21 protein-coding genes are annotated in these 24,314 nt (G+C 63.5%); 10 read left to right on the top strand and 11 right to left on the bottom strand.

Features of this window, described 5'->3' with window-relative positions:
• Positions 1-14: 14 nt before the first annotated feature.
• On the bottom strand, positions 15-929 hold the full coding sequence (locus B9A19_RS12715) for a LysR family transcriptional regulator (protein WP_084091172.1): 915 nt from the start codon (positions 927-929) through the stop codon (positions 15-17).
• A 96-nt stretch (positions 930-1,025) separates the two neighbouring features.
• On the opposite strand from B9A19_RS12715, the gene B9A19_RS12710 reads away from it, so the two are divergent.
• On the top strand, positions 1,026-2,219 hold the full coding sequence (locus tag B9A19_RS12710; protein ID WP_084091171.1) for an MFS transporter: 1,194 nt from the start codon (positions 1,026-1,028) through the stop codon (positions 2,217-2,219).
• 86 nt (positions 2,220-2,305) lie between these two features.
• On the opposite strand, the gene B9A19_RS22790 is transcribed toward B9A19_RS12710, so the two are convergent.
• Both B9A19_RS22790 and B9A19_RS12690 read right to left on the bottom strand, forming a co-directional pair.
• The gene (locus B9A19_RS22790; protein WP_139798820.1) at positions 2,306-4,399 is read right to left on the bottom strand and encodes a carbohydrate-binding protein; all 2,094 of its coding nucleotides are present in this window, start codon (positions 4,397-4,399) and stop codon (positions 2,306-2,308) included.
• A 447-nt stretch (positions 4,400-4,846) separates the two neighbouring features.
• A complete protein-coding gene (locus tag B9A19_RS12690) occupies positions 4,847-5,593 on the bottom strand; it encodes a pseudouridine synthase (RefSeq protein WP_139798819.1) in 747 nt (248 codons plus the stop codon).
• 55 nt (positions 5,594-5,648) lie between these two features.
• Here B9A19_RS12690 and rlmH point away from each other — a divergent pair, with 55 nt between their 5' ends.
• From rlmH to B9A19_RS12665, 5 genes are all read left to right on the top strand, one after another.
• Positions 5,649-6,119 (top strand): 23S rRNA (pseudouridine(1915)-N(3))-methyltransferase RlmH, encoded by a 471-nt coding sequence (rlmH, locus tag B9A19_RS12685; RefSeq protein WP_084091170.1) that lies wholly within the window; start codon positions 5,649-5,651, stop codon positions 6,117-6,119.
• A gap of 45 nt (positions 6,120-6,164) precedes the next feature.
• On the top strand, positions 6,165-6,752 hold the full coding sequence (locus tag B9A19_RS12680; protein WP_084091169.1) for a Maf family protein: 588 nt from the start codon (positions 6,165-6,167) through the stop codon (positions 6,750-6,752).
• A 451-nt stretch (positions 6,753-7,203) separates the two neighbouring features.
• Complete coding sequence (locus B9A19_RS12675; RefSeq protein ID WP_084091168.1) at positions 7,204-9,162, top strand: arylsulfatase; 1,959 nt, start codon at positions 7,204-7,206, stop codon at positions 9,160-9,162.
• A 244-nt stretch (positions 9,163-9,406) separates the two neighbouring features.
• On the top strand, positions 9,407-10,321 hold the full coding sequence (locus B9A19_RS12670; protein WP_139798818.1) for a YkgJ family cysteine cluster protein: 915 nt from the start codon (positions 9,407-9,409) through the stop codon (positions 10,319-10,321).
• A 9-nt stretch (positions 10,322-10,330) separates the two neighbouring features.
• On the top strand, positions 10,331-11,617 hold the full coding sequence (locus tag B9A19_RS12665; protein ID WP_084091166.1) for an anaerobic sulfatase maturase: 1,287 nt from the start codon (positions 10,331-10,333) through the stop codon (positions 11,615-11,617).
• Between the two features lie 35 nt (positions 11,618-11,652).
• Here B9A19_RS12665 and B9A19_RS12660 read toward each other — a convergent pair whose 3' ends face one another.
• The 7 genes from B9A19_RS12660 to B9A19_RS12630 form a co-directional block, all read right to left on the bottom strand.
• Positions 11,653-12,150 (bottom strand): YfbM family protein, encoded by a 498-nt coding sequence (locus tag B9A19_RS12660; RefSeq protein ID WP_084091165.1) that lies wholly within the window; start codon positions 12,148-12,150, stop codon positions 11,653-11,655.
• 187 nt (positions 12,151-12,337) lie between these two features.
• On the bottom strand, positions 12,338-13,231 hold the full coding sequence (locus tag B9A19_RS12655) for a pseudouridine synthase (protein ID WP_084091164.1): 894 nt from the start codon (positions 13,229-13,231) through the stop codon (positions 12,338-12,340).
• Between the two features lie 46 nt (positions 13,232-13,277).
• The gene (locus B9A19_RS12650) at positions 13,278-14,282 is read right to left on the bottom strand and encodes a peptide ABC transporter ATP-binding protein (protein ID WP_084091163.1); all 1,005 of its coding nucleotides are present in this window, start codon (positions 14,280-14,282) and stop codon (positions 13,278-13,280) included.
• Positions 14,275-15,246: an ABC transporter ATP-binding protein gene (locus B9A19_RS12645; RefSeq protein ID WP_084091162.1), complete on the bottom strand. Its 972-nt coding sequence runs from the start codon at positions 15,244-15,246 to the stop codon at positions 14,275-14,277. The genes B9A19_RS12650 and B9A19_RS12645 overlap by 8 nt, the downstream gene beginning before the upstream one ends.
• 4 nt (positions 15,247-15,250) lie before the next feature.
• Positions 15,251-16,144, bottom strand: coding sequence for an ABC transporter permease subunit (locus B9A19_RS12640; protein WP_084091161.1), 894 nt, complete (start codon positions 16,142-16,144; stop codon positions 15,251-15,253).
• 3 nt (positions 16,145-16,147) lie between these two features.
• A complete protein-coding gene (locus tag B9A19_RS12635; RefSeq protein WP_084091160.1) occupies positions 16,148-17,158 on the bottom strand; it encodes an ABC transporter permease subunit in 1,011 nt (336 codons plus the stop codon).
• Positions 17,159-17,343: 185 nt separating this feature from the next.
• Positions 17,344-18,942 carry an ABC transporter substrate-binding protein gene (locus B9A19_RS12630; protein ID WP_084091159.1) on the bottom strand — a complete coding sequence of 533 codons (1,599 nt, stop codon included), beginning with the start codon at positions 18,940-18,942 and terminating at the stop codon, positions 17,344-17,346.
• 228 nt (positions 18,943-19,170) lie between these two features.
• On the opposite strand from B9A19_RS12630, the gene B9A19_RS12625 reads away from it, so the two are divergent.
• Positions 19,171-20,196: an HDOD domain-containing protein gene (locus B9A19_RS12625; RefSeq protein WP_084091158.1), complete on the top strand. Its 1,026-nt coding sequence runs from the start codon at positions 19,171-19,173 to the stop codon at positions 20,194-20,196.
• Positions 20,193-22,259 (top strand): putative bifunctional diguanylate cyclase/phosphodiesterase, encoded by a 2,067-nt coding sequence (locus B9A19_RS12620; protein ID WP_176216918.1) that lies wholly within the window; start codon positions 20,193-20,195, stop codon positions 22,257-22,259. The genes B9A19_RS12625 and B9A19_RS12620 overlap by 4 nt, the downstream gene beginning before the upstream one ends.
• A gap of 130 nt (positions 22,260-22,389) precedes the next feature.
• On the opposite strand, the gene B9A19_RS12615 is transcribed toward B9A19_RS12620, so the two are convergent.
• Positions 22,390-22,932: a hypothetical protein gene (locus tag B9A19_RS12615; RefSeq protein WP_084091156.1), complete on the bottom strand. Its 543-nt coding sequence runs from the start codon at positions 22,930-22,932 to the stop codon at positions 22,390-22,392.
• 266 nt (positions 22,933-23,198) lie between these two features.
• Between B9A19_RS12615 and B9A19_RS12610 the strand changes: the two genes are divergently transcribed.
• Complete coding sequence (locus tag B9A19_RS12610) at positions 23,199-23,591, top strand: YidB family protein (protein ID WP_084091155.1); 393 nt, start codon at positions 23,199-23,201, stop codon at positions 23,589-23,591.
• A gap of 163 nt (positions 23,592-23,754) precedes the next feature.
• Positions 23,755-24,171: a GtrA family protein gene (locus tag B9A19_RS12605; protein ID WP_084091154.1), complete on the top strand. Its 417-nt coding sequence runs from the start codon at positions 23,755-23,757 to the stop codon at positions 24,169-24,171.
• Positions 24,172-24,314: the final 143 nt, after the last annotated feature.

Here is a 24,314-nt window from a genome sequence, read left to right as displayed (position 1 = left end):
CTGCTGTGCATTCGTTACACGTGCTCGGCCATGCGTGTCTGCAAGGCATCGCGCACTGCGGCGGTCTGCGTTTTCACCATGTCGATAAAGGCAATGGCGGCCGGCGTGGGGTGTTGCGCCCACACGCAATACACGCGGCGGCGCGGCGCATCGCACACCGGCACGATGGCCAGGCCCTGCATGCCCACGGCGGTTTCCGCCGGCACCATGCCGATGGCAAGGCCGCGCCGCACGATGCGCTCCAGCAGGGTGGCGTGATCGACCTCGAAATGCACATGGCGCGCATGGCCGGCAGCGGCATAGGCCTCGTCGGTCTGACGCCGCGCACCACTGCCGGCACGGTAATCGACGCAGCGCTGCACCGACAGATCGCGCAGCGACACCTTGCCGCCCTGCGCCAGCGGGTGGTCGGGCAGCATCACCGCCACCAGCGCTTCGTCGGCCAGCAGTAGCGTATTCAGCCCCTCGATGCGCTCGCCCGGCCATAGTCCGACAAAGGCCACATCGCTGCGGTGCTCGCGCACGTCCACCAGCAGGTTTTCGCTCATGCCCGATGCCAGCCGCACGTCCACGCGCGGGTGCAGCGTGTTGAAACGGCCGAGCAGATCGACGGTATCGACCACGGTGAGCGCCGAAATCAGCCCCACCACCAGCGAGCCACGGATCTGCCCGGTGGCAGCGGCCACTTCATCGCGGATGCGTTGCTCGCTGTGCAGCAACTGTCGCGCGGCGGGCAGAAAGGCATGGCCGGCCGGGGTAAGGCGCACGCGGCGCGAGCTGCGTTCGAACAGCTGCGCGCCCAGTTCCTCTTCCAGCCGCGCAATCTGGTGGCTGAGTGCCGATTGCACGGTATGGCAGCGCTCGGCAGCGCGGGTGAAGTTTTCTTCCTCGGCCACTGCAACGGCATAGGCAATCTGGCGCAGGTTCATGTCATCTCAAAAAACGATGGATGGAATGAAAACAATACATTGGTGTCATGGATAAGGCCACACGCATACTGCGCTGCAGGTAACTGGAGCTGCCAAATGACAACAAAACCCGTACTGACCCCCGCGCTGGTGGGGCTGATGGCCTTTGCCACCGGCCTTGCCGTTGCCAGTAACTACTACGCGCAGCCGCTGCTGCAAACGCTGGCCACCACCTTTGGCATTACCCTGGGCGCGGCGGGCTTCATCGTCACTGCTGCGCAGCTCGGTTACGCTGTCGGGCTGGTGCTGCTGGTGCCGCTGGGCGATCTGCTCGAACGGCGCAAGCTCATCGTCGGCATGACGGTATTGGCTGCGCTGGGGCTGCTGATTACCGGCAGCGCCAACCATATCGGCATGGTGCTGCTGGGCACGGCGCTCACCGCCTTGCTGTCGGTGGTGGCGCAAATCCTGCTGCCGTTCGCGGCCACGCTGGCCGAGCCGGAGCAACGTGGCAAGGTAGTGGGCACCATCATGAGCGGCCTGCTGCTGGGCATCTTGCTGGCGCGCACCGTGGCCGGCCTGCTGGCCGGGCTGGGTGGCTGGCGCACCGTCTACTGGGTGGCCGCCCCGCTGCTGCTGCTGACCGCCGTTGCGCTGTGGCGTGCGCTGCCCGAGCACAAGGAAGCCAACCGGCTGAGCTACCCGCAGCTGCTGGCCTCGGTCTGGGGGCTGATGGTCGAGTTTCCGCAGTTGCGCCTGCGTGCATTGCTGGGCGGGCTGTCGTTCGCGATTTTCAGCGTGTTGTGGACACCGATGGCCTTTTTGCTCAGCGCGCCGCCGTATCATTTTTCCGAAGCCATGATCGGGCTGTTCGGTCTGGTGGGCGCCGCCGGTGCGCTGGCTGCACGCCAGACCGGCCACTGGGCAGATCGCGGCCATGCCGAGCGCAGCACCTTGTGGGGTCTGGGTAGCCTGCTGCTGTCGTGGCTGCCGATTGCGTTCGCGCCGTCGTCGATCATTGCCTTCATCATCGGCATCCTGGTGCTCGATTTCGCCGTGCAAGCCATTCACGTGAGCAACCAGAGCGTGATCTACAAACTGCGCCCCGAGGCACGCAGCCGCATCACCTCGGCCTATATGACCAGCTATTTCATCGGCGGCGCCAGTGGTTCGTTGCTGTCGGCGCTGGCTTATGCGCATGCTGGCTGGCTGGGGGTGTCGGTGCTGGGGGCCGGTTTGAGTGCAGTTGGCTTGGCGGTGTACCTGCTGGCCAGGCGCCCTAAAGAAATCGTGCAAGCCAAGGTAGCTTGATCGTTATCGCAATAACTGGTGCGAGCTTAAGTAGATAAAAAAACGGCGACCCTAAGGTCGCCGTTCAAGTTCCTGCTGCTCGGTTGTTACTTGGTGTTGTCGATCACGACCTGGCCATTGAACTTCACCTGGCCACGGAACATGTAATCGACGCATTGCTTGTAATCGCCCGGGTTGGCCAGCGAGAACGGCATCTGGTAATCCACCAGCGAGCACGCCCAGCTCACGCCGCCCGGGTTGTTGGCGTTGTAGCCCCAGTTCTTGTCCAGATAGGTCTTGGTGGCCGCGGCCGAGCCCGGCTGGAAGCCCTTCATGTTGGCGCAACCCAGTACTTCGTTGGCCGGAATCGTCACGCCCAGCTCGGCAGTGAACGATTTGTAGGCTGCGATACGGTTCTGCACCTGCGATTTTTCAGCACCGCCGCCACCGCACTCGATGCCGCCGTTGATGATCTGCACGGTGGCGCCAAAGCCAGGGCTCATGCCGTTGGCCACGTCCACTGCGTTCGGCACCCAAGTACCGTCAACCACCCAGGTCATTGGCGGCTTGGGCGATTGCGGATACACGGCAAACCAGATGGCCGAGGCAAAATTCAGCCAGGTGTCGGCAACCTGGCCCGGGTTGTCCAGCAGCACGTTCACGTCGCCATACAGCGATTTGCTGAACGGGCCAAAGTTGTAGTTCCACGACAGCTGCTTGGAGCCACGGCCGAAGTAATCGAGCGTCTGGCCGGCCGAGTTCTGGCCGCACGGGTAGAAGATCGAGAAGATCGAGCTGCCGGCGCCACGGAAGCAATCCTGGTATGCGCCAACTGCTGAGCCTTCGTTGTAACCCGACTCACGCAGATACCACAGTGCCTGCTTGTACGACGGGATGGCGGTGTTCTGGTCCATGGTCGCCAGCACCGGGTTGTTCTGCGCCGGGTAGGTGCGCGCGGTGGCCGGGGTCAGTGCCGGCCAGTTGGCACCGGTTTCCTGCGCAAAGTGGGCAAACGAGGTAGCCAGCAGCTTGCGGCAGATGGCATCGCTGTCGCGGCCGTCGGTGTAGGTGGTGCAATACGCCGGGAACTTGGCCACGCCACGCAGGAAGTTCACATAGGTGTAGGCCACGTTGCGCACCGGGAACAGCGAATCGAACTTCGCTTCATTCATGATGCGCTCGACGCGCTTCACATTGTCCGGGTTGTTGCTGTTGCCGGCGGTGACTGCGTTCACTTGTGCGTCCGGCAGCACGGCCAGTGCGGCGCGGATGCGGGCCAGCGTGCTCGAATCGGTGCCGACTTGCGAAGCCAGTGCGGTTTCTGCAGCGCTGAATTGTGCATCGGTCGGATAGCCGGCCGGTGCGGTGATGTAAGTGATCTGCGGCTTGTAGGCAGCCGGGGTCGAGGTCGGCACCGGGGTGGCAACCGGCGCCGGCGTGGCGGTCGGTGTGCCGGTCGGAACCGGTGTTGCTGTCGGTTTCGGTGTAGCCGTCGGCGTGTTGGTCGGTGTGGCTGTCGGGGTCGAAGTCGGTACCGGAGTGGCGGTCGGCTTCGGTGTGGCTGTCGGGGCAGCGGTCGGTGCGGGTGTCGCGGTCGGGTTCACGCCGCCGCAGGCGCCGAGGTCGGTCCACGGCAGGCCGTCGCCGGTGTTCGACGACGGGATATTGTTCTGGGTCCACCACTTGGCCTGATAGTTGCGGCCGTTGTAGGTCACCTTGTCGCCACCGTTATAGGCAGTGCTGCTGCTCCACGCGGTATAGCAACCGGCCGACGGTGCCGGTGTGGCAGTCGGTGCAGCGGTCGGGGCCGGGGTCGCAGTCGGCAGCGGGGTAGCTGTCGGTGCCGGTGTGGCGGTGGGCTTGGGTGTTGCTGTCGGTGCTGCAGTCGGGCTGGCCGTTGGTACCGGTGTTGCGGTCGGTTTCGGTGTCGCAGTTGGCTGCAGGGTTGCGGTGGGCGCCGGAGTCGGCGTCCCACCGCTGCTCACGCCCTGATCCTGCCACAGTGTCGGCGTGCCGGACGGGGTCCAGCCGGCGCCTACATAGGCAGTGTGCGTAACCAGACATTTGTAGTCATGGCCGTTGTAGCTGACGAAGGTGCCGGCGGTGTAGGTCGTACCTTCCTGCCAAGCCGGGTAGGCGGCATAGGCATGAACAGCAAACAGTGCAGCCGGAATGGCTGCCAGGGCGAAACGATTGAGCATTTACTCTCTCCATCCATTGTTTGGGTCGACCCGGCTTTTCGCCGTGGCCGGCGCTCGTCAGTCTTTGGTAAGAATGTCAGCGCTACAGGTCTGTGCATCCGCAGATACCAGCCATGGATGATGATTAGCGGGCAGGTATTGCGGCTTGTCAATAGCCTGCCTGACGCCATGAAAGTGCGTTTGTAACAAAAACAGCTACAACTACATTTCCCCTTGTGCACCTGCATGCTGCTGGTGCGATGCATGTTGTTAACATTTTGATAAGTATGAGTTTTTGTCTAATATTTTCATGCTGCATGGCAGCAATTAGTGCTTTCTTATGTAAGAAAATAACGTACAGAAATGTAGTCTGTTATGCAAAAAACAGCCGAGTGGCGTGCTTCGTGCTGTTGTAATGGTATTGTCTTTTTGTTTGTTTCTAACGTCGCGCTGACTTTTTGCTGTCACTTATTTCTTGCGGCTTGGCCACGCATAATCCCATGGCAATGACATGCCGCTCAGCAGCTGACTGAATGCCGGCGAGGTGAAGTGCATGCCGGCGGCCGGCGGTAGCCGATAGGCATGCGGCTGGCCGCGCCACAGAAAGGCCAGTGCATAGGCATGCAGATAGCCGCGGTCTGCCGCTGCGCCGCCATAGCGCACATCGCCGAGCAGCGGCGCGCCCAGGCTTTTCATTGCCACGCGCAGCTGGTGGGTGCGGCCGGATAGCGGGCGCAGCAGCAACAGGCGCTGGCCATTGCCCACGCCATGGCTGAAGAACTGCGTCACCGCGTATTGTTCCTGCCCCTCGCCCAGCCGCCAGCTGCCGCCGCGTGCCGGCAACATGGCGCCGGCCACCGTGCCCTGCTTTTTTTGCGGCGCGCGCGCGCTCAGCGCCAGATAGTATTTGTCCAGCCGGTGCGCGGCGAACATGCTGCCGAATTCGCTGGCCGCTGCGGCGTTGCGTGCCAGCAGCAGCAGGCCCGAGGTCAGCCGGTCCAGCCGGTGCAGCGGGTAGAGCTCGCCCTCGTGCAGCACGCGCAAATGGTCTAGCAGCCCGGGCAGCTCGCCCTCGCGGTGGAAGCTCATGCCGGGCGGCTTGTAGGCCACGATGAAATCGGCCTCGACCTGCAGCACTGCCGCGTGATCGGGCTCGGGCGTGTGCAGGGTCAGGCAATCGGGATAGGGGCTGTGGGCGGGATCGGTGGCGGACATGGGGTGCGGCGGCGGTTCTGGCGTAAAATCGTGTCATTTTAGCGATGCGCCTGCCATGAAGCTCATCATCATTGCCGTTGGCCACAAAATGCCGGGCTGGATCGAAGACGGTTTTGCCGAATACCAGAAGCGGCTGCCGCGCGAATTTGCGCTCAGCCTGATCGAACTCAAGCCCGACAAGCGCGCCGGCAGCAAAACGCCGCAGCAGGTGATGGCCGAGGAGGCCGAGCGCATCCTGGCCGCCGTGCCGCAGGGCGCGCGCGTGCTGGCCATGGACGAGCGCGGCGCCAACTGGACCACCATGCAGCTGGCCGACAAGATGAAGGGCTGGCACACCGACGGGCGCGATGCCGTGTTCATCATCGGCGGCACCGACGGGCTGGACCCGAGCGTGAAGCAGCGTGCCGACCAGTTGCTGCAGCTGTCGGCCATGACCCTGCCGCACGGCATGGTGCGCGTGCTGCTGGCCGAGCAGCTCTATCGTGCCTATTCCATCCTGCACAACCACCCTTACCACCGGGAATGAGCGGCTGGCTCATTTCACATATTCATATTGTTTCGGAACCCCCGCATGACCGACCTCTACCTTGCCTCTGCCAGCCCGCGCCGGCGCGAACTGCTGGCGCAAACCGGCGTGACCTTTGAAATCGTCAGCGCGCCAGTCGATGAAACCGTGCTGCAGGATGAAAACCCGCACGACTACGTGCTGCGGCTGGCACGCGCCAAGGCGCGCTCGGGCTGGCTGGCCGCGCAGGCGCAGGGCAAGCCGGCACTGCCGGTGCTGGGTTCGGATACCACCGTCGCGCTCGGCGCGCTCATCCTCGGCAAGCCGGAAGACGCGGCCGATGCCGCCGCCATGCTGCGCCAGCTATCGGGCAGCACGCATCAGGTGCTGACCGGCGTGGCGCTATGCCGGGGCGATGACATTGATGCGGTGCTGTCGGTCAGCGACGTGACCTTTGCCACGCTGACCGAGGCGCAGATCGCCGCCTACGTCGCCAGTGGCGAGCCGATGGACAAGGCCGGCAGCTATGGCATCCAGGGCTGGGGCGGGCTGTTCGTGTCGCAGCTCTCGGGCAGCTTTACCGGCGTGATGGGCCTGCCGGTGCATGAAACCGCCAGCCTGCTGGCGCGTGCCGGGCTGGGCCATCTGGCTTGAGCGCCTGTTTCTTTCCTTGGGGGCCGGGTGTTGATCAACCGGCAGCATGCGCCCGGCAAAGCCAGGTGCTCACCGGCTGCCGGGGGCGAAACAACGGCGCTCTTTTGATTGATTCCACACCCTCCGCCCTCGCCGCCGCGAGGGGGCCTCGCTATCGCTCGTCAGCGGCTCTGGCCGGGACTTGAGGTACCACTGGACATGCGGTAGTGGTCGGCAATCTGCATAAAAACCACACATCTGCGGATAACCCAGCAGTGCGGCTGCTGCGCAAGCAGCACTGCTGTCATCAGCAGGAACGGCAATAAAGGCAAAGGTTTACATGCCTTTCTGTATTGTTTGCTGATCATATAGTTCTATTTGTTTTATGGTGATGCTTATTAAGTATTAATTGGACTTAATGAGCATCGCTAGCATCGTTCATTCCCATAACGATCACTTCAGGGAGTGAATCATGCCTGTACACGGCAAATTGCCCGGCCGCTTCGGGAAAAGCGCGCTGTGCATCGCCATCGTCGCCGGTCTGGCGCTGGCCGGCTGCGACAGCTCGGACAGCAGCGCAGCCAATCCGACGCCTACCCCTAGCCCTTCGGTGGCCGATGGCCGCCCCAACATCCTCTACATCATGGCCGACGACCTCGGCTATTCGGACATCCATGCCTTCGGCGGTGAAATCGACACGCCGAATCTGGATGCTCTGGTGGCAGACGGGCGCATCCTCACCAACCATCACACCGGCACCGTCAGCGCCATCACGCGCTCGATGCTGATTTCCGGTACCGACCACCATCTGGTGGGCGAGGGCACCATGGGTGCGCCGCAGGATGAACGCAAGGGTCTGCCGGGCTACGAGGGCTATCTGAACGACAGCTCGCTGTCGGTGGCGCAACTGCTCAAGGACAACGGCTACCACACCTATATCGCCGGCAAGTGGCATCTGGGTTCGTCCATCGTCGGCGGCCCGGCAACGGCCGGCAAGACGCCGGACCAGTGGGGCTTCGAGCGCAGCTACACCCTGCTGGGTGGCGCGGCCAGCAACCATTTCGGCCACGAAGCCGCCGGCTCGAAGAACTACACCGAAGACGGGCGTTACGTGCAGCCGGGCCAACCCGGCCAGCCGGGTGGCACGGGCGGCAGCCCGGCGGTGTTTTACTCCAGCGATTTCTATACCGACAAGCTGATTTCCTACATCGACAGCAATGCCAAGGACGGCAAACCGTTCTTCGCCTACGCCGCCTATACCTCGCCGCACTGGCCGCTGCAGGTGCCGGAACCCTGGCTGAGCAAGTACAAGGGCAAATACGACCAAGGCTATGAGCCGATTGCGGCCGCGCGCTATGCCCGCCTGCAGGCGCTGGGCATCATCCCGGCCGGCCAGCCGGCCAGCACCGGCTCGCCCGAAACACTGGTGCGTCCGACTGCCACGCCGAACAACGGCACCGCCAGCGCCAAGTACACCAGCGCCGTCAATGCCGCTGCCGACGGCTTTGTCGACTACGGCCCGGGCCGCGTAGTGAAGAAGTGGGCCAGCCTGACCGCCGACGAGAAGAAGGCACAGGCGCGCTACATGGAAATCTACGCCGGCATGGTGTCCAACCTCGATTGGAACATCGGCCGTTTGATCCAGCACCTGAAGGACACCGGTCAGTACGACAACACCTTCATCCTGTTCCAGTCGGATAACGGCGCGGAAGGCTGGCCGATCGATTCGGGCGCTGACCCGCTTGCGACCGATACCGCCAACGCGCAGCCAGGCAAGTACGAGAAGCTGGGCACCGACATCAGCTATGCCAGCCTGCCGGGCCTCGCCTACGGCATCCGCTGGGGTGAAGTCAGCGCCACGCCGTTCGCGCAGACCAAGGGCCATATGGGCGAGGGTGGCATTTCCACGCCGGCCATTGCCAAGCTGCCGGGCCAGAAAACCGGCCTGCCACCGTTCAGCGGCTTTACGCATGTGACCGACAACACCGCCACCTTCCTGGCGCTGGGCAAGGTGACGCTGCCGACACAGGCGGCAGCACCCAAGCTCGATCCTGCCACCGGCAAGGATCTGAACAGCGGCAAGGTGGTCTACAACGGTCGCAATGTGTACCCGGTGACCGGCAAATCGCTGGTCGATGCGCTCAAGCAAAACAGCAGCAGCGCGGTGCGCGTGGTGCCGTTTGGCGAGGAAAGCTACGGGCGTACTGCCATCTACAGTGCCGATGGCCGCTGGAAGGCGCGCTTTACCGAGCCGCCGTTCGGCCCGCTGGACGGCCACTGGGAGCTGTTCGACCTGAGCGTGGACCGTGGCGAGACCAAGGACCTGTCGGCGCAGTACCCGCAACTGACCAGCACGCTGATCCAGCAATGGAAGAGCTATATGACGTCGGTTGGCGGCGTCAGCCCGTTGCGTCCGCGTGGTTACTATTGAGCGCCTTGATGCATCTGGTGCCCGTTGTGGTGGATAAGCGGCATCAAGAACCCGGCATGGCCGGGTTCTTGCGGGCGTCGGACGTTGCCCGCCGGCGCTCCCTGTTCGACTCCACTCCCCCCGCCCTCGCCGCCGCGAGGGAGCCTCGCTCAGGCTCGTCAGCGGCACGAAGCGGGGCGTCGTGAACCAGATGCACAGATAAGGAAACAGCATGAACCATGGCGGTCGCCTTCGGGCGGCTGCCATGCGCTCCGTCTTCATACCGATGAGCAATATCATTTCTCTTCATGCGCAGACGGCTACGGCCAGTGCATATGCATTCGCGTGCACCGCCTGCGGTCAGTGCTGCAATACGCCGCCGTTGCTGACCCTGGATGAAGCGCTGCGCTTCGAGGCGCAGTTCATCATCACGCTCGGCCTGCGCCGCGTACAGCCCTTGCGCGCCGGCCAGCCGGTGGAGGGCGTGGCTGCTGATGTGGCCGACGTGGCCGCTCAGCAGGCGCTGTTCGAACAATTGCTATACCCGGCTGCCAATGGCGCAGCGCTGCAGATTGCACTGCTGGCCACCGACTATCCGACGCGCACCTGCCCGGCGCTGGGCGGCGATGGCCGCTGCACCTTGCACACGGCCGGCAAGCCGCTGGCCTGCGACGTGGTGCCGCTGGATGCGCTGCAGCCAGACCGGCTGCAACATGCGGTGCTGGCCAGTCGCAGCGCCGGTTTCGCGCGTGCTGCGTGCATCAGCCCGGCCGCTGCGGGCGCTGGCCAGCTGCTGATCGACGGCACCCAGGTGACCGATGTCGGCTACGCGCATGATCTGCAGCGCCACCGCGCCGCGCTGGCAGCCGACAAGACCGCCTGGGGCAATGCCCTGCACCGGTTGCTGACTGATGCATTGCGTGATGTCGCACTGTGGGCGCGCATTCCGCAGGCCGGCTTTTACCAGATCCCCCCGGTGCCGCTGCTGGCCTTGCTGGCCGCCGATCCCGCTTATGGCCCGGCGCGCTGTGCGCAATTCGTGCGCGCGCAACTGGCGCTGATCGATGCCGCACTGGCTGCGGCACTGCAACGTAAACAAGCGGCGGACAAGCCGTTTACCCAACAACTGCGCGGCATGGCCGAAGCCTGCCGCTCCCTGCTGCCACGCCTGGCAGCCTGAGATGCCATCATGTACAGCGTAGAAACACAGCAGCACGCCAAACGCCTCAATATCAGCCCCGAGGCACTGCAGACTTATCTCGATGCCGGCCAGGGCAAGCTGGGGCAGGGCGTCAGCCGCTATATGCATGCCACGGTGAAGACCGTCGGTTCTGCGTGCAACCTCGATTGCAACTACTGCTACTACCTGAGCAAGGAAGGGCTGCTGGACCAGAAAAACCAGCGCATCGGCGATGCCCTGCTGGAAACCTTCGTGGCCGATTACATCGCCAGCCAGGATGTCGAGGAAATCGTGTTCACCTGGCACGGTGGTGAGCCAACTCTGCTTGGCGTGGATTTCTTCCGCCGTATCGTGGCGCTGCAGGCCAGGCACACGCCGCCGGGCCGGCGCATCTCCAATGACCTGCAAACCAACGGCACCCTGCTCAACGATGAATGGGGCGAGTTTCTGGCCGAGGCTGGTTTTCTGGTTGGCCTGAGCATAGACGGCCCGCGCGAGTTGCACGATGCCTACCGCCCTACCAAAGCCGGCAAATCCAGCTTTGATGCGGTGATGAATGGCGTGCAGGTACTGAAAAAATACGGCGTACCGTTCAGCACGCTGACCGTGATCAACCGCAAGAACGCGCTGCAGCCGCTGGAGGTATACCGCTTCCTGCGCGACGAGCTGGGCGTGAGCTATATGCAGTTCATCCCCTGCGTCGAGCCCACGCAGTTTGAGCAGGTGGCGCCGGGCCATGTCGAATCGACCCAGCTGGCGCCCGTGGGCAGCCCGCGCAGCAAGCCGGGCCATCCGCTGTCCATCGTGACCGACTGGAGCGTGGATTCGGCCGACTGGGGCCGCTTTCTGGCCACGGTGTTTGATGAATGGATCGTGCGCGACCTGAACAAGGTGCGCATCAACCTGTTCGAGACCACCATCGCGCAACTGCAAGGCAAGCCGGCCATGCTGTGCACCAGCAGTCCCTATTGCGGCAAGAATGTGGCGGTAGAGCAGGATGGCCGCGTTTATTCATGCGACCACTACGTCTACCCCGAATACGAAATCGGCAAGATCGGCGAACGGCCGCTGTCCGAGATGGTGTTCTCGCTGCGCCAGCTGGAATTCGGCCTCGACAAGTTCAACAGCCTGCCGGGCGAATGCCGCCGCTGCCCGCACCTCAAGCTGTGCTACGGCGAATGCCCGCGTACCCGCTTGCTCAAGACGCGGCCGGGCGAGGGCAACTTGAGCTATCTGTGCGAGGGCTGGAAGCATTTCTATGACCACGCGGTGCCGGTGATGCAGCGGCTACGTTGACTGGCGAGGGGCGGCCGGCTCGCGCTATCGCGTGCTCAGCACAGCCAGAGGATGGCCCCGTCCCCGCGCGCTGCAGCTGCAGCATAGAAGCTGGCCAGCTCCACGTAATATGTGGCCACGTAGTCCAGCGCTTCTTGCCCGTCGCGCACCCAGATGATGGCTGGATAGATATCCGCCGCCTCCATGGCTTGCGGCGCAAAGCGGCTGCGGAAATCCTGCTCGCTGATCGTCGCCAGGGCGGCAGCAACGGCTTGAACCTGCGCCGGTTCCAGCACGCGCGCCGGGCCATAGCCCACATCGTCGCCGATTTCCTTGCCACCCAGCACGGCCAGCGATAGCGGCTCTGCGCCGCCATAGTCCGTGCCGGTCAGCATGAAGTGGATGCCGTGCCATGCTTTGTCGACGTCGATGTAGTTGGGCGGTTCGCTGTCGCCGTCGTCCGGGTATAGAAAACCTTCGAGTAGTGCCGGCGATTGCTGCAGCTTGTGCAGCGAGTCCGGATCTACGGCAACAAAGCAAGCAGCCATGCCCATGCGCAAACTCCCGTTGATTACACCTGGCGCAACGATCCGTGCGCGAGTGCCGAATATATCAGGCAAATCTTGCGGCTTTTGTCGCGGGCATAAAAAAACGCCGGCCAAGGGCCGGCGTTTGAACGCTCATTGCAAGAGGGAGATAAATGAAGCCATTACCAGCGGCAAGCGCGCACCGGTAAGCAGCTTAACGCGACGGCTTGCGGCGCGTTGACAGCGCTGGCTGGCTGGCGGCCTTGCCCACGCGCAGCGCGGCAACCTCGGCCGGGGTCAGCATGCGCCAGGCCCCCTTGGCCAGCTCGCCCAGCTGTAGAGTGCCGATGCGCACGCGCATCAGCCGCAGGGTGGCAATGCCGTGCGCGGCCAGCAGGCGGCGGATATGCCGGTTGCGGCCTTCATCGAGCACGATTTCCAGCCAGGCGTTTTTCTCGCCACTGCGCAGCAGTGTTGCCTGCTTGGCGGCCAGCCGTTCGCCGTCTTCGATCACACCGGCGCGCAGCTTGTTCAGCAGGGCATCATCCGGCACATGGTCGATCTGCACGTGGTAGGTCTTGTCCAGATGGCTGGCCGGGTCGGTGAGGGCCGCCGCCCAGCGCGTATCGTTGCTGAACAGCAGCAGACCCTCGCTGGCCTGATCCAGCCGGCCCACCGGCCCCAGCCACGGCAGCTTTGCATCGGCAAAACACTGGTAGACGGTATCGCGGCCGCGTTCGTCTTCGGCGGTGGTAACGAGGCCGCGCGGCTTGTTCAGCATCAGGTAGACGAATGCCTGTTGCTGTACGGTCTGCCCAGCCACGGCCAGCTTGTCTTGCGTGGTGTCCACCCAGCGGTTCAGGTCGTGCTCCACCTTGCCGTTCACGCTGACCTTGCCGGCGGCCACCAGGACCTCGGCCTGCGTGCGCGAGCAAAACCCCAGCTTGGACAGCGCCCGCCCCAGCATCACGCGGCTGCCGCTTGGCGCAGCGGCCGGAGTGGCCGCCTTGGGGCGCGCCCTGGCGGCCAGCGGCGCAGCGCTGCCATTGAGCGCCTTGGCGGTGGACGGCGGGGCAGCAGGTTTTCTGGGTGGGCGGCGTTGGGTCATGGGCGTGGCCGGATGCAATCGTGCAGTGTACCTGCCTGCCGGTGAGTCAGTCCGGCCGCGCGGTAATTTCCTCGACCCGGTGGCAGGCCACCAGCTGGCCATCGAACGGCCGCAACTGCGGCACCTCGCTCTTGCAGCGTTCGGCCGCATACGGGCAGCGGCCATGGAAGGCGCAGCCGGACGGCGGGTTGAGTGGTGAGGGCAACTCGCCCTCCAGCTTGATCTTGGCGCCGCGATCCTTGGCATGGATGGCCGGCGTGGCCGACATCAGCGCGCGCGTGTACGGGTGCAACGGCTTGGCAAACACGGCCTGCTTGCTGCCGTATTCCACCGTGCTGCCGAAATACATCACCATCACGTCGTCCGCCACGTGCTCTACCACAGCCAGATTATGGCTGATGAACACATAGGCGGTGCCCAGCTCCTGTTGCAAGTCCATGAACAGGTTGAGGATTTGCGCCTGGATCGATACATCGAGCGCCGAGGTGGGTTCGTCGGCAATCACGATGCGCGGCTGCAGCATCATGGCGCGGGCAATGGCAATGCGCTGGCGCTGGCCGCCCGAGAACATGTGCGGATAGCGGTGATAGTGCTCGGGGCGCAGGCCGACCTTGGCCATCATCGCGCGGACTTTTTCCTCGCGCGCAGCGGCATCAAGGCTGGTGTTGAGCTTGAGTGGCTCGGCCAGCATGGCGCCGATCTGCTTGCGCGGGTTGAGCGAGGCATACGGGCTCTGGAACACCATCTGCACTTGCGGGCGCAGCGCCTTCAGCTGGGATTGGTCTGCATTGGCAATTTCCACGCCGCCTATCTGCAGGCTGCCGCCCGAGGGCTGCTCGATCAAGGTGAGCTGGCGCGCCAGCGTCGATTTGCCCGAGCCGGATTCGCCCACCACGGCCAGCGTCTTGCCGGCTTGCAGCTCGAATGACACATTGTTGAGCGCCTTGACGTCGGCATGGCCGCGCAGAAAGCCGCGCGATACGGTGTAGTGGCGCGACAGTTCGCGCGCGATCATCACCGGTGCGGTGTTGTTGGTCTGGGTATCAGCCATGTGTGGGGCTCCCGGCATCGTTCAGCGCATAAAAGCAACGCGCCGTGCCTTGCGGCGTGGCCTGCAGCGGCGGGTGTTCGGTATGGCAGCGCGGCTGCACATAGGGGCAGCGCGGGCTGAGCAGGCAGCCGGCCGGGCGGTCGTACTGGCCCGGCACCACACCGGGCAGGGTGGCCAGCCGGCTGGCGCCCTTGCTGTGCTCGGGGATCGATGCCAGCAGTGCCTGCGTATACGGGTGGCGCGGGGTGCTGAAAATGTCCGGCACCGGGCTGGTTTCCACCACCTCGCCGGCATACATGACCGCCACGCGCTGGGCGACCTCGGCCACCACGGCCAGGTCGTGGGTGATCAGGATCAGGCCCATGTCGTGCTGCTTTTGCAGCGACACCAGCAGGTCCATGATCTGTGCCTGTACGGTGACGTCGAGGGCGGTGGTCGGTTCGTCGGCGATCAGCAGTTTGGGATTGCAGGCAATGGCCATGGCGATCATCACGCGCTGGCTCATGCCGCCCGACAGCTGGTGCGGGTAGGCCGCCAGCCGCGCGCGCGCGTCGGGTATCTCGACCAGTTCCAGCAGCTCCAGCGCGCGGTTGCGCGCAGCCGCGCCGGACAGACCCAGGTGCAGCTTGAGCGTTTCCACCAGCTGCGCGCCGATGGTGAAGGCCGGGTTGAGGCTGGACAGCGCATCCTGGAAGATCATCGCCACGTCCTTGCCGATCAGCTTGCGCTTTTGCGCCGGTCTGGCGTGCAGCAGGTCTTGCCCGTCGAACTGCAGTGCGTCGGCCGTCACCACGCCGGGAGCGTCGATCAGCCCCATCAGCGCCAGCATGCTCACGCTCTTGCCCGAGCCCGATTCGCCGACGATGCCAAGGATCTCGCCCCGGTTCACCGTCAGGCTCACGTTGTTGACCGCACGGAAGGCGCCGAACTGCACGCTCAGGTTTTCAATTTGCAACAGGCTCATGGTCTCAGCCCTTCTTCAGCTTGGGGTCGAGCGCATCGCGCAGGCCGTCGCCCATCAGGTTGAGCGCCAGCACGGTGATCAGGATGGCCAGACCCGGCATGGTCACCACCCACCACGCGCTCTGGATGTAATCGCGTGCGGTGGCCAGCATGGTGCCCCACTCGGGCATCGGTGGCGGTGCGCCCAGACCCAGAAAACCCAGCGCGGCGGCGTCGAGGATGGCCGACGAAAAGCCCAGCGTGGCCTGCACGATCAGCGGCGCCATGCAGTTGGGCAGCACGGTATCGAACATCAAGCGCAGCTGGCCGGCACCGGCCAGCCGGCTGGCAATCACGTAATCGCGGTTCAGCTCGGTCATGGCCGACGCGCGTGCCAGCCGCACATAGGACGGCAGGCCGACGATGGCGATGGCCAATACCGTATTGCCCAGCCCCGGGCCGAGTACGGCCACGATGGCAATGGCCAGCAGCAAGGACGGCAGCGCCATCATGATGTCCATCAGCCGCATGATGGCGGTGCCGATCTTGCCGGGGTAAAACGCGGCCACCAGCCCCAGCACCACGCCGGGAATCAGCGACAGCAGCACCGAGGTAAAGCCGATCATCAGCGACAGCCTTGCGCCGTGCAGCAGGCGGCTGAGGATGTCGCGGCCGACCTCGTCGGTGCCCAGCACGAAGCGCCAGGCGTTGCCGCCTGCCCAGGGCGGGGGCGACAGCAAGGCATCGCGGTATTGCTCGGCCGGGGCGTGCGGGGCGATCCACGGCGCCAGCAGCGCGGCCAGCACCAGCAGCACGAAATAGACCAGCGCCACGGTGGCGCCTTTATTGACCTTGAACGACAGCCAGAATTCTTTCAGTGGCGACGGATAGGCCGGAGTAGGCAGGGTGTTGTCAGCCATGGCTTACCTCGCGTGGCGGATGCGCGGGTTGATGACGCCGTACAGCACATCCACCAGCAGGTTGACGAGAATGATGAGCGTGGCGACCAGCAGGATGCCGCCTTGCACCACCGGATAATCGCGGCGCGAGATCGAATCGATCAGCCATTTGCCGATGCCCGGCCACGAGAAAATGGTTTCGGTCAGCACTGCGCCGGCCAGCATGGTGCCTACTTGCAGGCCGATCACGGTGACCACCGGCATCAGCGCATTGCGCAATGCGTGCACCAGCACGATGCGTACGGGCGACAGGCCCTTGGCGCGCGCGGTGCGGATATAGTCCTCGCGCAGCACTTCCAGCATGGCCGAGCGCGTCATGCGCGCGATCACCGCCAGCGGAATGGTGCCCAGCACGATGGAGGGCAGGATCAGATGCATGACGGCGGATTTAAAGGCATCCAGATCGTGCGCCAGCAGGGTGTCGATCAGCATCAGCCCGGTGCGCGGGGCGATGTCGAATTCCAGATCGATGCGGCCGGAAACCGGCGTCCAGCCCAGATTGACCGAGAACACGATGATGAGGATCAGCCCCCACCAGAAAATCGGCATCGAATAGCCGGTGAGCGCGGCGCCCATCACGCCATGGTCCAGCACCGTGCCGCGCCGCGTGGCGGCGATCACGCCGGCCGCCAGGCCAAACACGGTGGCAAAGATCATCGCGCAGATCGACAGCTCCAGCGTGGCGGGGAACAGCTTGAGGAATTCGCTCAGCACCGGCTCGTGCGTAACGATGGATTCACCCAGATTGCCGTGCAGCATGCCGGTCAGGTAATGCCAGTATTGCAGGTAGAGTGGTTGATCCAGCCCCAGCCGCGTCATTGCGGCCTTGTAGAACTCGGGGTCTAGCTTGCGCTCGCCCACCATGACCAGCACCGGGTCGCCCGGAATCAGGTGGATCAGCGCGAAGGCCAGTACGGTGATGCCGAGAAAGGTCGGTATCACCACGGCCAGCCGCCGCAGGATGAAAGTGAACATGGTTATGTCTCCCTGCGCTGCCCGGCAGCGCTGGTGGCCATCCCCTTGCGGGGTCAGGATTTAAATCTAGGTTTGAAACAGGCTGTCGGGAAGCTGCCGTGTGGCACGGCAGCAATGACAACGGCCCGCGAGCATAACGCGGGCCGTATTTGGGCGCGCGGCAACCAGAGCGGTTACCGGCACGTTTACTTCAGGCCAACCCCGTAGAACGAGGTCAGGCCGAACGGGCTGATCTTGTAGCCGGTCACTTCCTTGCGCATCGGCACATAGACGGTGGAGTGCGCGATCGGCGTGAACGGCACCTGCTCCTTGAACACCACTTGCGCTTGTTCATACAGCTTGGTGCGCTCGGCCTGGTTGCTCAGCGAGCGGGCTTTCACCACCAGATCGTCGAACTTCTTGTCGCACCACTGCGAGTAGTTGTTGCCGCCGACGGCCTCGCAACCCAGGTTCACGCCCAGCCAGTTATCCGGGTCGCCGTTGTCGCCGGTCCAGCCTATGGTCATGGCATCGTGTTCGCCGCCCTTGGAACGCTTGATGTACTCGCCCCACTCATAGGTGACGATCTTGGCTTTCACGCCGATCTTGGCCCAGTCGGCCTGGATCATTTCGGCCATCAGCTTGGCGTTGGGGTTGTAGGGGCGTTGTACCGGCATGGCCCACAGCGTGATTTCAAAGCCATTGCCCACACCGGCCTTGGCCAGCAGCGACTTGGCCTTGGCGACGTCGAGTGGTGCATCCTTCAGCGTCTTGTTGAACGACCACTGCGTGGGCGGCATCGGGTTGGTGGCCAGTTGGCCGGCACCTTGATACACCGCGTCGATGATGGCTTTCTTGTTGATCGCCATGTCCAGTGCCTGGCGCACTTCCAGCTTGTCCAGCGGCTTGTGCTTCACGTTATAGGCAATCCAGCCTTCGTTGAACCCCGCCTGGCTGGCCACGGCCAGTTGCGGGTTGGCCTGCATGGCCTTGAGGTCGGCCGGGCGCGGGTAGGCCATGACCTGGCACTCGTTCTTCTGCAGCTTCTGGTAGCGCACCGAGGCATCCGGCGTGATGGCGAAGATCAGCTTGTCCAGCTTCACTTCGTCCTTGCGCCAGTAGCCCGGGTTGGCCTCGAAGCGGATCGCGGCATCCTTCTGGTAGCTCTTGAACACAAAGGGGCCGGTGCCGACCGGCTCGACGTTGATCATGTTGGCCTTGCCGGCCTTGAGCAGTTGCTCGGCGTATTCGGCCGATTGCACCGACGCGAACGACATCGCCAGGTTCTGGATGAAGGCCGCATCCACGGCCTTGAGCTTGACCTGCACCGTGTACGGATCAAGCTTGCTCACCGCGACGATATTGGTATCCAGCCCCATGTCGGTGGCGTAGCTGTATTCGGCTGGCGCGGCCTTGTTGAACGGCAGGTTCTTGTCGATCAGGCGTTGCAGTGTGAACACCGCGTCGTCGGCGTTGAAGTCGCGTGTCGGCTTGAAGTAAGCAGTGGTGTGAAACTTCACGCCCTTGCGCAGGTTGAAGGTGTAGGTCAGGCCATCGGCGCTGACGCTCCACTTTTCGGCCAGACCGGGGCGTACCTTGGTGCTGCCCGGTTCGAATTCGCTCAGGCGGTTGAAGACAGTTTCGGCACTGGCATCGAAGTCGGTGCTGGTGGTGTAGCGCGCCGGATCGAAGCCGGCCGGGCTGCCTTCAGAGCAGAAAATCAGGGTCTTGCCTGCTGCGGCAGCAGTACCGGCGGCCAGGGTAATGGCCAGGGCAAGTGCCAGTTGGCGTGGAGCAAATCGCATGGGTGTCTCCAAATTGCACGCATGAAGGGCGTTATTGGCGCGAATGCTAGGTGTTGCTGCATTGCGGGGTTATCGGGAATAACCCTGACTTTATCGATGGTTAGCGCAAGAACAGCTTCGTGTAGCGCTTGGCCGACAGGCGGCGCAAGTCTGCATCTGCCATTCAGCACTTGCTGTTGTAAGCGGCGCTGGCTAGGGTATTTGTAGAGATTTTCTTTCCTGTTGACGATGCCGCCCAAACTTCCTGTTCGTCCACTGCTGGAGCCCGTCTGGTGTTCTGACCGTCGTTGGGTGGGCTTGCGCCTGCATGTCGACCCGGCAGTGTTGCCGCTGACCACCGAGCGGATAGCGGGGGAATATCTGCTGCGCGATCTGCCGCTGCTCTATCCGGCCGGACTGCTGCCGCCCGAACCGGTGGCCGGCAATCTCCTTGCGCTGTGCAATGCGCAGACCGAGCCATTGCCGCCCCATGCCGTGTGGCAAGCAGAGTCCGAGCAGCCCGGGCCAGCCGGCATGCAGCAGTTTGTTGCCGATGTACACAGCCTGGCGGCATTTTCCGCGCTGCCGGCCAATGCCTGGTGCTGTGGCGCGTGGCCGACCGTGGCCAGCGCGCGCGGCAGCAAGCCGCAGCCCACGCAGCCGGTATTGCTCGAATTGCTGGGCCTGATCGCCCGTGATGCCGACAGCCAGGATCTGGAGGCGGTATTTGCCAAGGCGCCGCAATTGACCGTGAGCATGCTCAAGCTGGTCAACTCGGTGGCCATCAGTGGCAATGCCAAGGCAGGCAGCCTGCGCCAGGCCATCACCCTGCTGGGGCGGCGCCAGTTGCAGCGCTGGTTGCAGCTCCTGATGTATGCCGAGCAATTCGGCCCCGGCGAGGCCATGCCGCCCCTGCTGGTGGTGGCTGCGCTGCGTGCGCGCCGGTTGGAGCTGTGGGCAGGCAGGGGCTGGCTGGGCAGTTGTGCGCCGGACAGTGCGTTCTTTACCGGCATGCTGTCCTGTCTGGATTGTTTGTTCGGCATCCCGTTGGCCGATTTGATTGCGCCGCTGCCCTTGCCCGAGCAGGTCAGCCGTGCGCTGATCGACAACAGTGGCGAGCTGGGTGAAGCATTGACGCGGCTGAACCGGCTCGAGCACGGCATCACCGATGACTTTACCGACTGGCCGGGCGGCAGCGCATGGCGCGACTGGCTGGAATGCGAGGTGGGGGCTGCGTTCTGGACCCGGCAGCTTTTCACCATGGTGGCCGCATGATGCTGGCGCCCGACGATCTGCCTGGCGATATCCACTTGCCGCAGACATTGCTGGGGTCGCTGGAGGCATCGCTGCTTACGCTCGACCTCGATGGCTATATCACCGGCTGGAGCCGGGGCGCCGAGCGGCTGTTTGGCTACACGCCGGAAGAGATCATCGGCAAGCACATCCTGGTGCTGTACGCCAACGAGAGCGAGCGCGAGGCCGAGCTGCTCAATACCGTGATGCAGCAGGGGCGTGGCGAGATGGAAGTGCTGCGCCGGCGCAAGAACGGCGATGCTTTCTGGGCCAATGTGCACCTGTCGCTGACGCGCGATGCCGAAGGCCGGCCGATCTACATGATCGGCTATCTGCGCGACATCACCGAGCGGCTGGCCGCCGAAGAAAAAAACCGCCTGTACGGCATGATTTTCGAGCAGGCCAACGACGCGGTGGCGGTGATCGATGCCCGGCTGCAGATCGTCATCGTCAACCAGGCCTACGAATTCATCACCGGCTATCGCGCCAGCGAGGCGGTGGGCAAAACGCCGCGCTTCCTGCGTGAAGACGCATTGAATGCGCGCGCCAAGGCCGAGCTGGACGCGGCGCTGGCCACTGTCGGCCATTGGGAGGGCGAGCTGGTTGATACCCGTGCCAGTGGTGACCAGTATCCGGTGCGCCTCAACGTGACGGCGGTGAGCAACGAGCGTGGCCAGCTCACCCACTATCTGGCGGTGTTCAACGACCAGACCGAGCGCGTGGCGGCCGAGGCGCAAATCCACCGGCTGGCCTACTACGACACGCTGACCGCCATGCCCAACCGGGCGCTGCTGTTCATCCTGATCGAGCAGGCGCTGGCCGAGGCGCGCCGCTATCATCGCCACGGCGCCATACTGTGCTTCAATATCGCTGGCTTCAAGGACGTAAACGATTCATTTGGCCACGCTGCGGCAGACCGGCTGCTGGCTGAAATCGCCGCGCGCATCAAGGAATGCCTGCGCGAAGAGGACGTGATATCGCGCTTTGGTGGCGACGAGTTCTACATTGCGCTGTTCGATATCCAGCAGCGCGAGGATGCCGTCATCGTGGCCGAACGTATCCTGCGCCGCATCGATGAACCCTTCATGATCGACTTCCACGGCGTCGCCACCGAGGTGGCCTTGCTGGCCAATATCGGCATCAGTGTCTATCCGGACGACGGGCTGGATGCCGAGAAGCTGATCAACCAGGCTTCGGTCGCGATGTACCGTGCCAAGCAGGGCAACCATGCGCACCTGTTTTACTCGCATGAGATGAACCGGCGCTCGCTGGAGCGCCTCAAGCTGGAAACCGATTTGCGCTTTGCGCTGGAACGGCATGAGTTCGAGCTGTTCTACCAGCCGCAGCTCAATCTGGCGTCGGGCCATATCGTCGGTGCCGAGGCGCTGCTGCGCTGGAAGCACCCGGTCAAGGGTTACGTATCACCGGCCGATTTCATCCCTTTTGCCGAAGAAACCGGCCTGATCGTGCCCATCGGCGCCTGGGTGGTGGAAGAGGCGCTGCGTCAGCTGCGCGCGTGGGACGAAGCCGGGCTGTATATCCAGCGGCTGGCCATCAATGTGTCCGGCCTGCAGTTCCGGCCGCTGTTTGCCGAAACGGTCACCCAGCTGCTGGCCCAGCACGGCATTCCGCCGGGGCGGCTGGAAATCGAAATGACCGAAACCGTGCTGATGCGCAACAACGAACGGCTGGAAGCCATGCTCTCCACCTTGCGCGAGGCCGGCTGCAGCTTTGCGCTGGATGATTTTGGCACTGGCTATTCCAACCTGGCCTATCTGCAGCAGTTTTCGATCGACTATCTGAAAATCGACCGTTCATTCATTCGCAACGTGCCGGGCACGCGGCGGGATGAGGCCATCGTGCGCTCCATCATCGACATCGCCGACAACCTGGGGCTGGGCGTGATTGCCGAGGGCGTGGAAACTGCCGAGCAGGCCGACTTTTTGCGCGGATTGGGTTGCCAGCTGGCGCAGGGCTTCCATTTCCACCCGCCGCTGCCGGAGATGCAGTTCACCAGCTTGCTGGCGGTGAAGAATCCGCTGTGAGGCTGCAAGGTCAAGAATGATGGCGTTTTGCGGGCAATATGCCCGGCGGCAAGATGCGCGATACACGCAGCAATTAAAAAACCCCGCACAAGCGGGGTTTTCTGTTGCAACCGGCCCGGAGGGGCGACGATTACTTGTGCTTGCGATGCTTCTTGGCTTGCGCCTTTTGAGCATGCGCCTTGTGATGCTTGTGCTTCTTGGCTTGTGCCTTTTGCGCAGCCGAAGCCTTGTGATGATGCTTCTTGGCTTGTGCCTTTTGTGCAGCCGAAGCCTTGTGGTGATGCTTCTTGGCTTGCGCTTTTTGTGCAGCCGAAGCCTTGTGGTGATGCTTCTTGGCTTGAGCCTTTTGTGCAGCCGAAGCCTTGTGGTGATGCTTCTTGGCCTGCGCCTTCTGTGCAGCCGATGCCTTGTGGTGATGCTTCTTCGCTTGGGCCTTCTGGGCAGCGGAAGCCTTCTTGTGATGCTTCTTGGCTTGGGCCTTTTGTGCGGCCGATGCCTTCTTGTGGTGCTTCTTGGCCTGCGCCTTTTGCGGCTCGGAAGCGTGCTTCTTGGCATGGTGAGCGTGGTGCGCCGGCTTGTGGGCCGGGGCGGATGCGTCGGCAGCGAATGCGGTGCCGGTCAGCATCAGGCCTGTTGTGGTCAAGGCCAGCAGAATGTTGCGCAGTGCTTTCATGGTCGATCTCCGGGGTAACGAGCGGTGGGCACCTTTGCCCTACCAACGATTCCAGCATTGCACCGGCCTTGGGGGCTGTCTGTGAGGCTTGGTTCGCGCTGTGTGACGATTGGTTTGCCGTGTCAACCGCTTATGACATCAGCACGTTGATGCCTGTCGTGCTCCGAAAACCGCCCGGCTGGCTGACACGCAAGCGCCATCTGCTACCGCTACATTGAGTGCTGGGCAGCGGAATCGGTTCCGCTGCAAGCACAAGGAAACTGACCATGAGTTTGCTGGATCAACTGGGTGGATTGCTGGGGCAGGACAACGGGCAGCAGGGCATGCTGGGGGCAGTGTCGCAACTGGTCGAACAGCATGGCGGGCTGGGCGGGCTGGTCAATGCCTTCCAGCAAGGCGGGCTGGGCGAGCTGGTGCAGTCCTGGGTCTCGACCGGGCAGAATCTGCCGGTTTCGGCCGATCAGCTGCAAGGCGTGCTGGGCAGCGATGCACTGGCCGGGATTGCGCAAAAACTGGGCGTCGATCCGCAGCAGGCTGCCAGCCAGCTCTCCGGCGTGTTGCCGCAGCTGGTTGATCAGCTCACCCCCAACGGGACCCTGCCGACCGAGGGTGGCGATGTAAACGAGTTGCTGGGCGGGCTTAAAAACCTGTTCGGTTGAGCCTGTTGTGAGCCGCGCCACAGCTTCAGTGTGGCGCGGCGTGACGTCGCCCGGCGCGCGGGTTTGCATCGCCTGCCGCTGCTTGCTATGGTCTGCTCCTTGCTGGCTTGATGCGCGGCCCTTTGCCGCGGCGCAGCCAATCATTACTTCAGGGCACAGGCGCATGAGTTGGCGCAGGCAAATCATCAAGGCTGCTTCGGTGGGGCTCGTCGGCACCGGCATCCAGTATCTGACATTGTTCATCGGTGTGCGCTATCTGGGCGCGAGCGAACCGGGTTCGTCTGCGGTCGGCTTTTTGCTGGGCTCGATTGCCAATTACGTTCTCAATTACATCTTTACCTTCGAGAGCAGCAAATCACACCTGCATGCCGCCACGCGCTATTACGCCGTGCTGGCCGTGGGCTGGGTGCTCAACTACCTGTTGATGTCGCTGCTCACCGGCTACCCCTTCATGAAGCGCAACTATTTTGTGGCGCAGTTCATTACCACCGGCATCTGCTTTGTATGGCACTTTGCGGGCAGCCGCCTGTGGGCGTTCAAGGAGCACCCGACGCAGGGCGAGGCTGCTGCCGAGCGCTGATTGCGCCTGCCGTTGGCCGGTGCTGGTCGACTGCGTGTGAATGTGGTATCAATGCAACGCGGCATCCTTGTAAGGGGATGGCTGACAACTACAAAAAAAGCAATCGAGGGTGGAGAACGAGATCGGGGGGCCAGCGCTGCGCG

Source organism: Andreprevotia lacus DSM 23236 (genome assembly GCF_900176275.1).
GTDB lineage: Bacteria > Pseudomonadota > Gammaproteobacteria > Burkholderiales > Chitinibacteraceae > Andreprevotia > Andreprevotia lacus.
Note: the sequence above shows the minus strand (reverse complement) of the source record. Positions and strands in the feature narration are given on the sequence as shown.

Coding starts and splice junctions, on each gene's coding strand:
- B9A19_RS12645 (WP_084091162.1), bottom strand. CDS start 15,246: ATGAGCCTGTTGCAAATTGAAAACCTGAGCGTGCAGTTCGGCGCCTTC.
- B9A19_RS12610 (WP_084091155.1), top strand. CDS start 23,199: ATGAGTTTGCTGGATCAACTGGGTGGATTGCTGGGGCAGGACAACGGG.
- B9A19_RS12605 (WP_084091154.1), top strand. CDS start 23,755: ATGAGTTGGCGCAGGCAAATCATCAAGGCTGCTTCGGTGGGGCTCGTC.
- B9A19_RS12640 (WP_084091161.1), bottom strand. CDS start 16,144: ATGGCTGACAACACCCTGCCTACTCCGGCCTATCCGTCGCCACTGAAA.
- rlmH (WP_084091170.1), top strand. CDS start 5,649: ATGAAGCTCATCATCATTGCCGTTGGCCACAAAATGCCGGGCTGGATC.
- B9A19_RS12630 (WP_084091159.1), bottom strand. CDS start 18,942: ATGCGATTTGCTCCACGCCAACTGGCACTTGCCCTGGCCATTACCCTG.
- B9A19_RS12655 (WP_084091164.1), bottom strand. CDS start 13,231: ATGACCCAACGCCGCCCACCCAGAAAACCTGCTGCCCCGCCGTCCACC.
- B9A19_RS12635 (WP_084091160.1), bottom strand. CDS start 17,158: ATGTTCACTTTCATCCTGCGGCGGCTGGCCGTGGTGATACCGACCTTT.
- B9A19_RS12690 (WP_139798819.1), bottom strand. CDS start 5,593: ATGTCCGCCACCGATCCCGCCCACAGCCCCTATCCCGATTGCCTGACC.
- B9A19_RS12710 (WP_084091171.1), top strand. CDS start 1,026: ATGACAACAAAACCCGTACTGACCCCCGCGCTGGTGGGGCTGATGGCC.
- B9A19_RS12625 (WP_084091158.1), top strand. CDS start 19,171: ATGCCGCCCAAACTTCCTGTTCGTCCACTGCTGGAGCCCGTCTGGTGT.
- B9A19_RS12615 (WP_084091156.1), bottom strand. CDS start 22,932: ATGAAAGCACTGCGCAACATTCTGCTGGCCTTGACCACAACAGGCCTG.
- B9A19_RS12715 (WP_084091172.1), bottom strand. CDS start 929: ATGAACCTGCGCCAGATTGCCTATGCCGTTGCAGTGGCCGAGGAAGAA.
- B9A19_RS12665 (WP_084091166.1), top strand. CDS start 10,331: ATGTACAGCGTAGAAACACAGCAGCACGCCAAACGCCTCAATATCAGC.
- B9A19_RS12675 (WP_084091168.1), top strand. CDS start 7,204: ATGCCTGTACACGGCAAATTGCCCGGCCGCTTCGGGAAAAGCGCGCTG.
- B9A19_RS22790 (WP_139798820.1), bottom strand. CDS start 4,399: ATGCTCAATCGTTTCGCCCTGGCAGCCATTCCGGCTGCACTGTTTGCT.
- B9A19_RS12650 (WP_084091163.1), bottom strand. CDS start 14,282: ATGGCTGATACCCAGACCAACAACACCGCACCGGTGATGATCGCGCGC.
- B9A19_RS12620 (WP_176216918.1), top strand. CDS start 20,193: ATGATGCTGGCGCCCGACGATCTGCCTGGCGATATCCACTTGCCGCAG.
- B9A19_RS12660 (WP_084091165.1), bottom strand. CDS start 12,150: ATGGGCATGGCTGCTTGCTTTGTTGCCGTAGATCCGGACTCGCTGCAC.
- B9A19_RS12680 (WP_084091169.1), top strand. CDS start 6,165: ATGACCGACCTCTACCTTGCCTCTGCCAGCCCGCGCCGGCGCGAACTG.
- B9A19_RS12670 (WP_139798818.1), top strand. CDS start 9,407: ATGCGCTCCGTCTTCATACCGATGAGCAATATCATTTCTCTTCATGCG.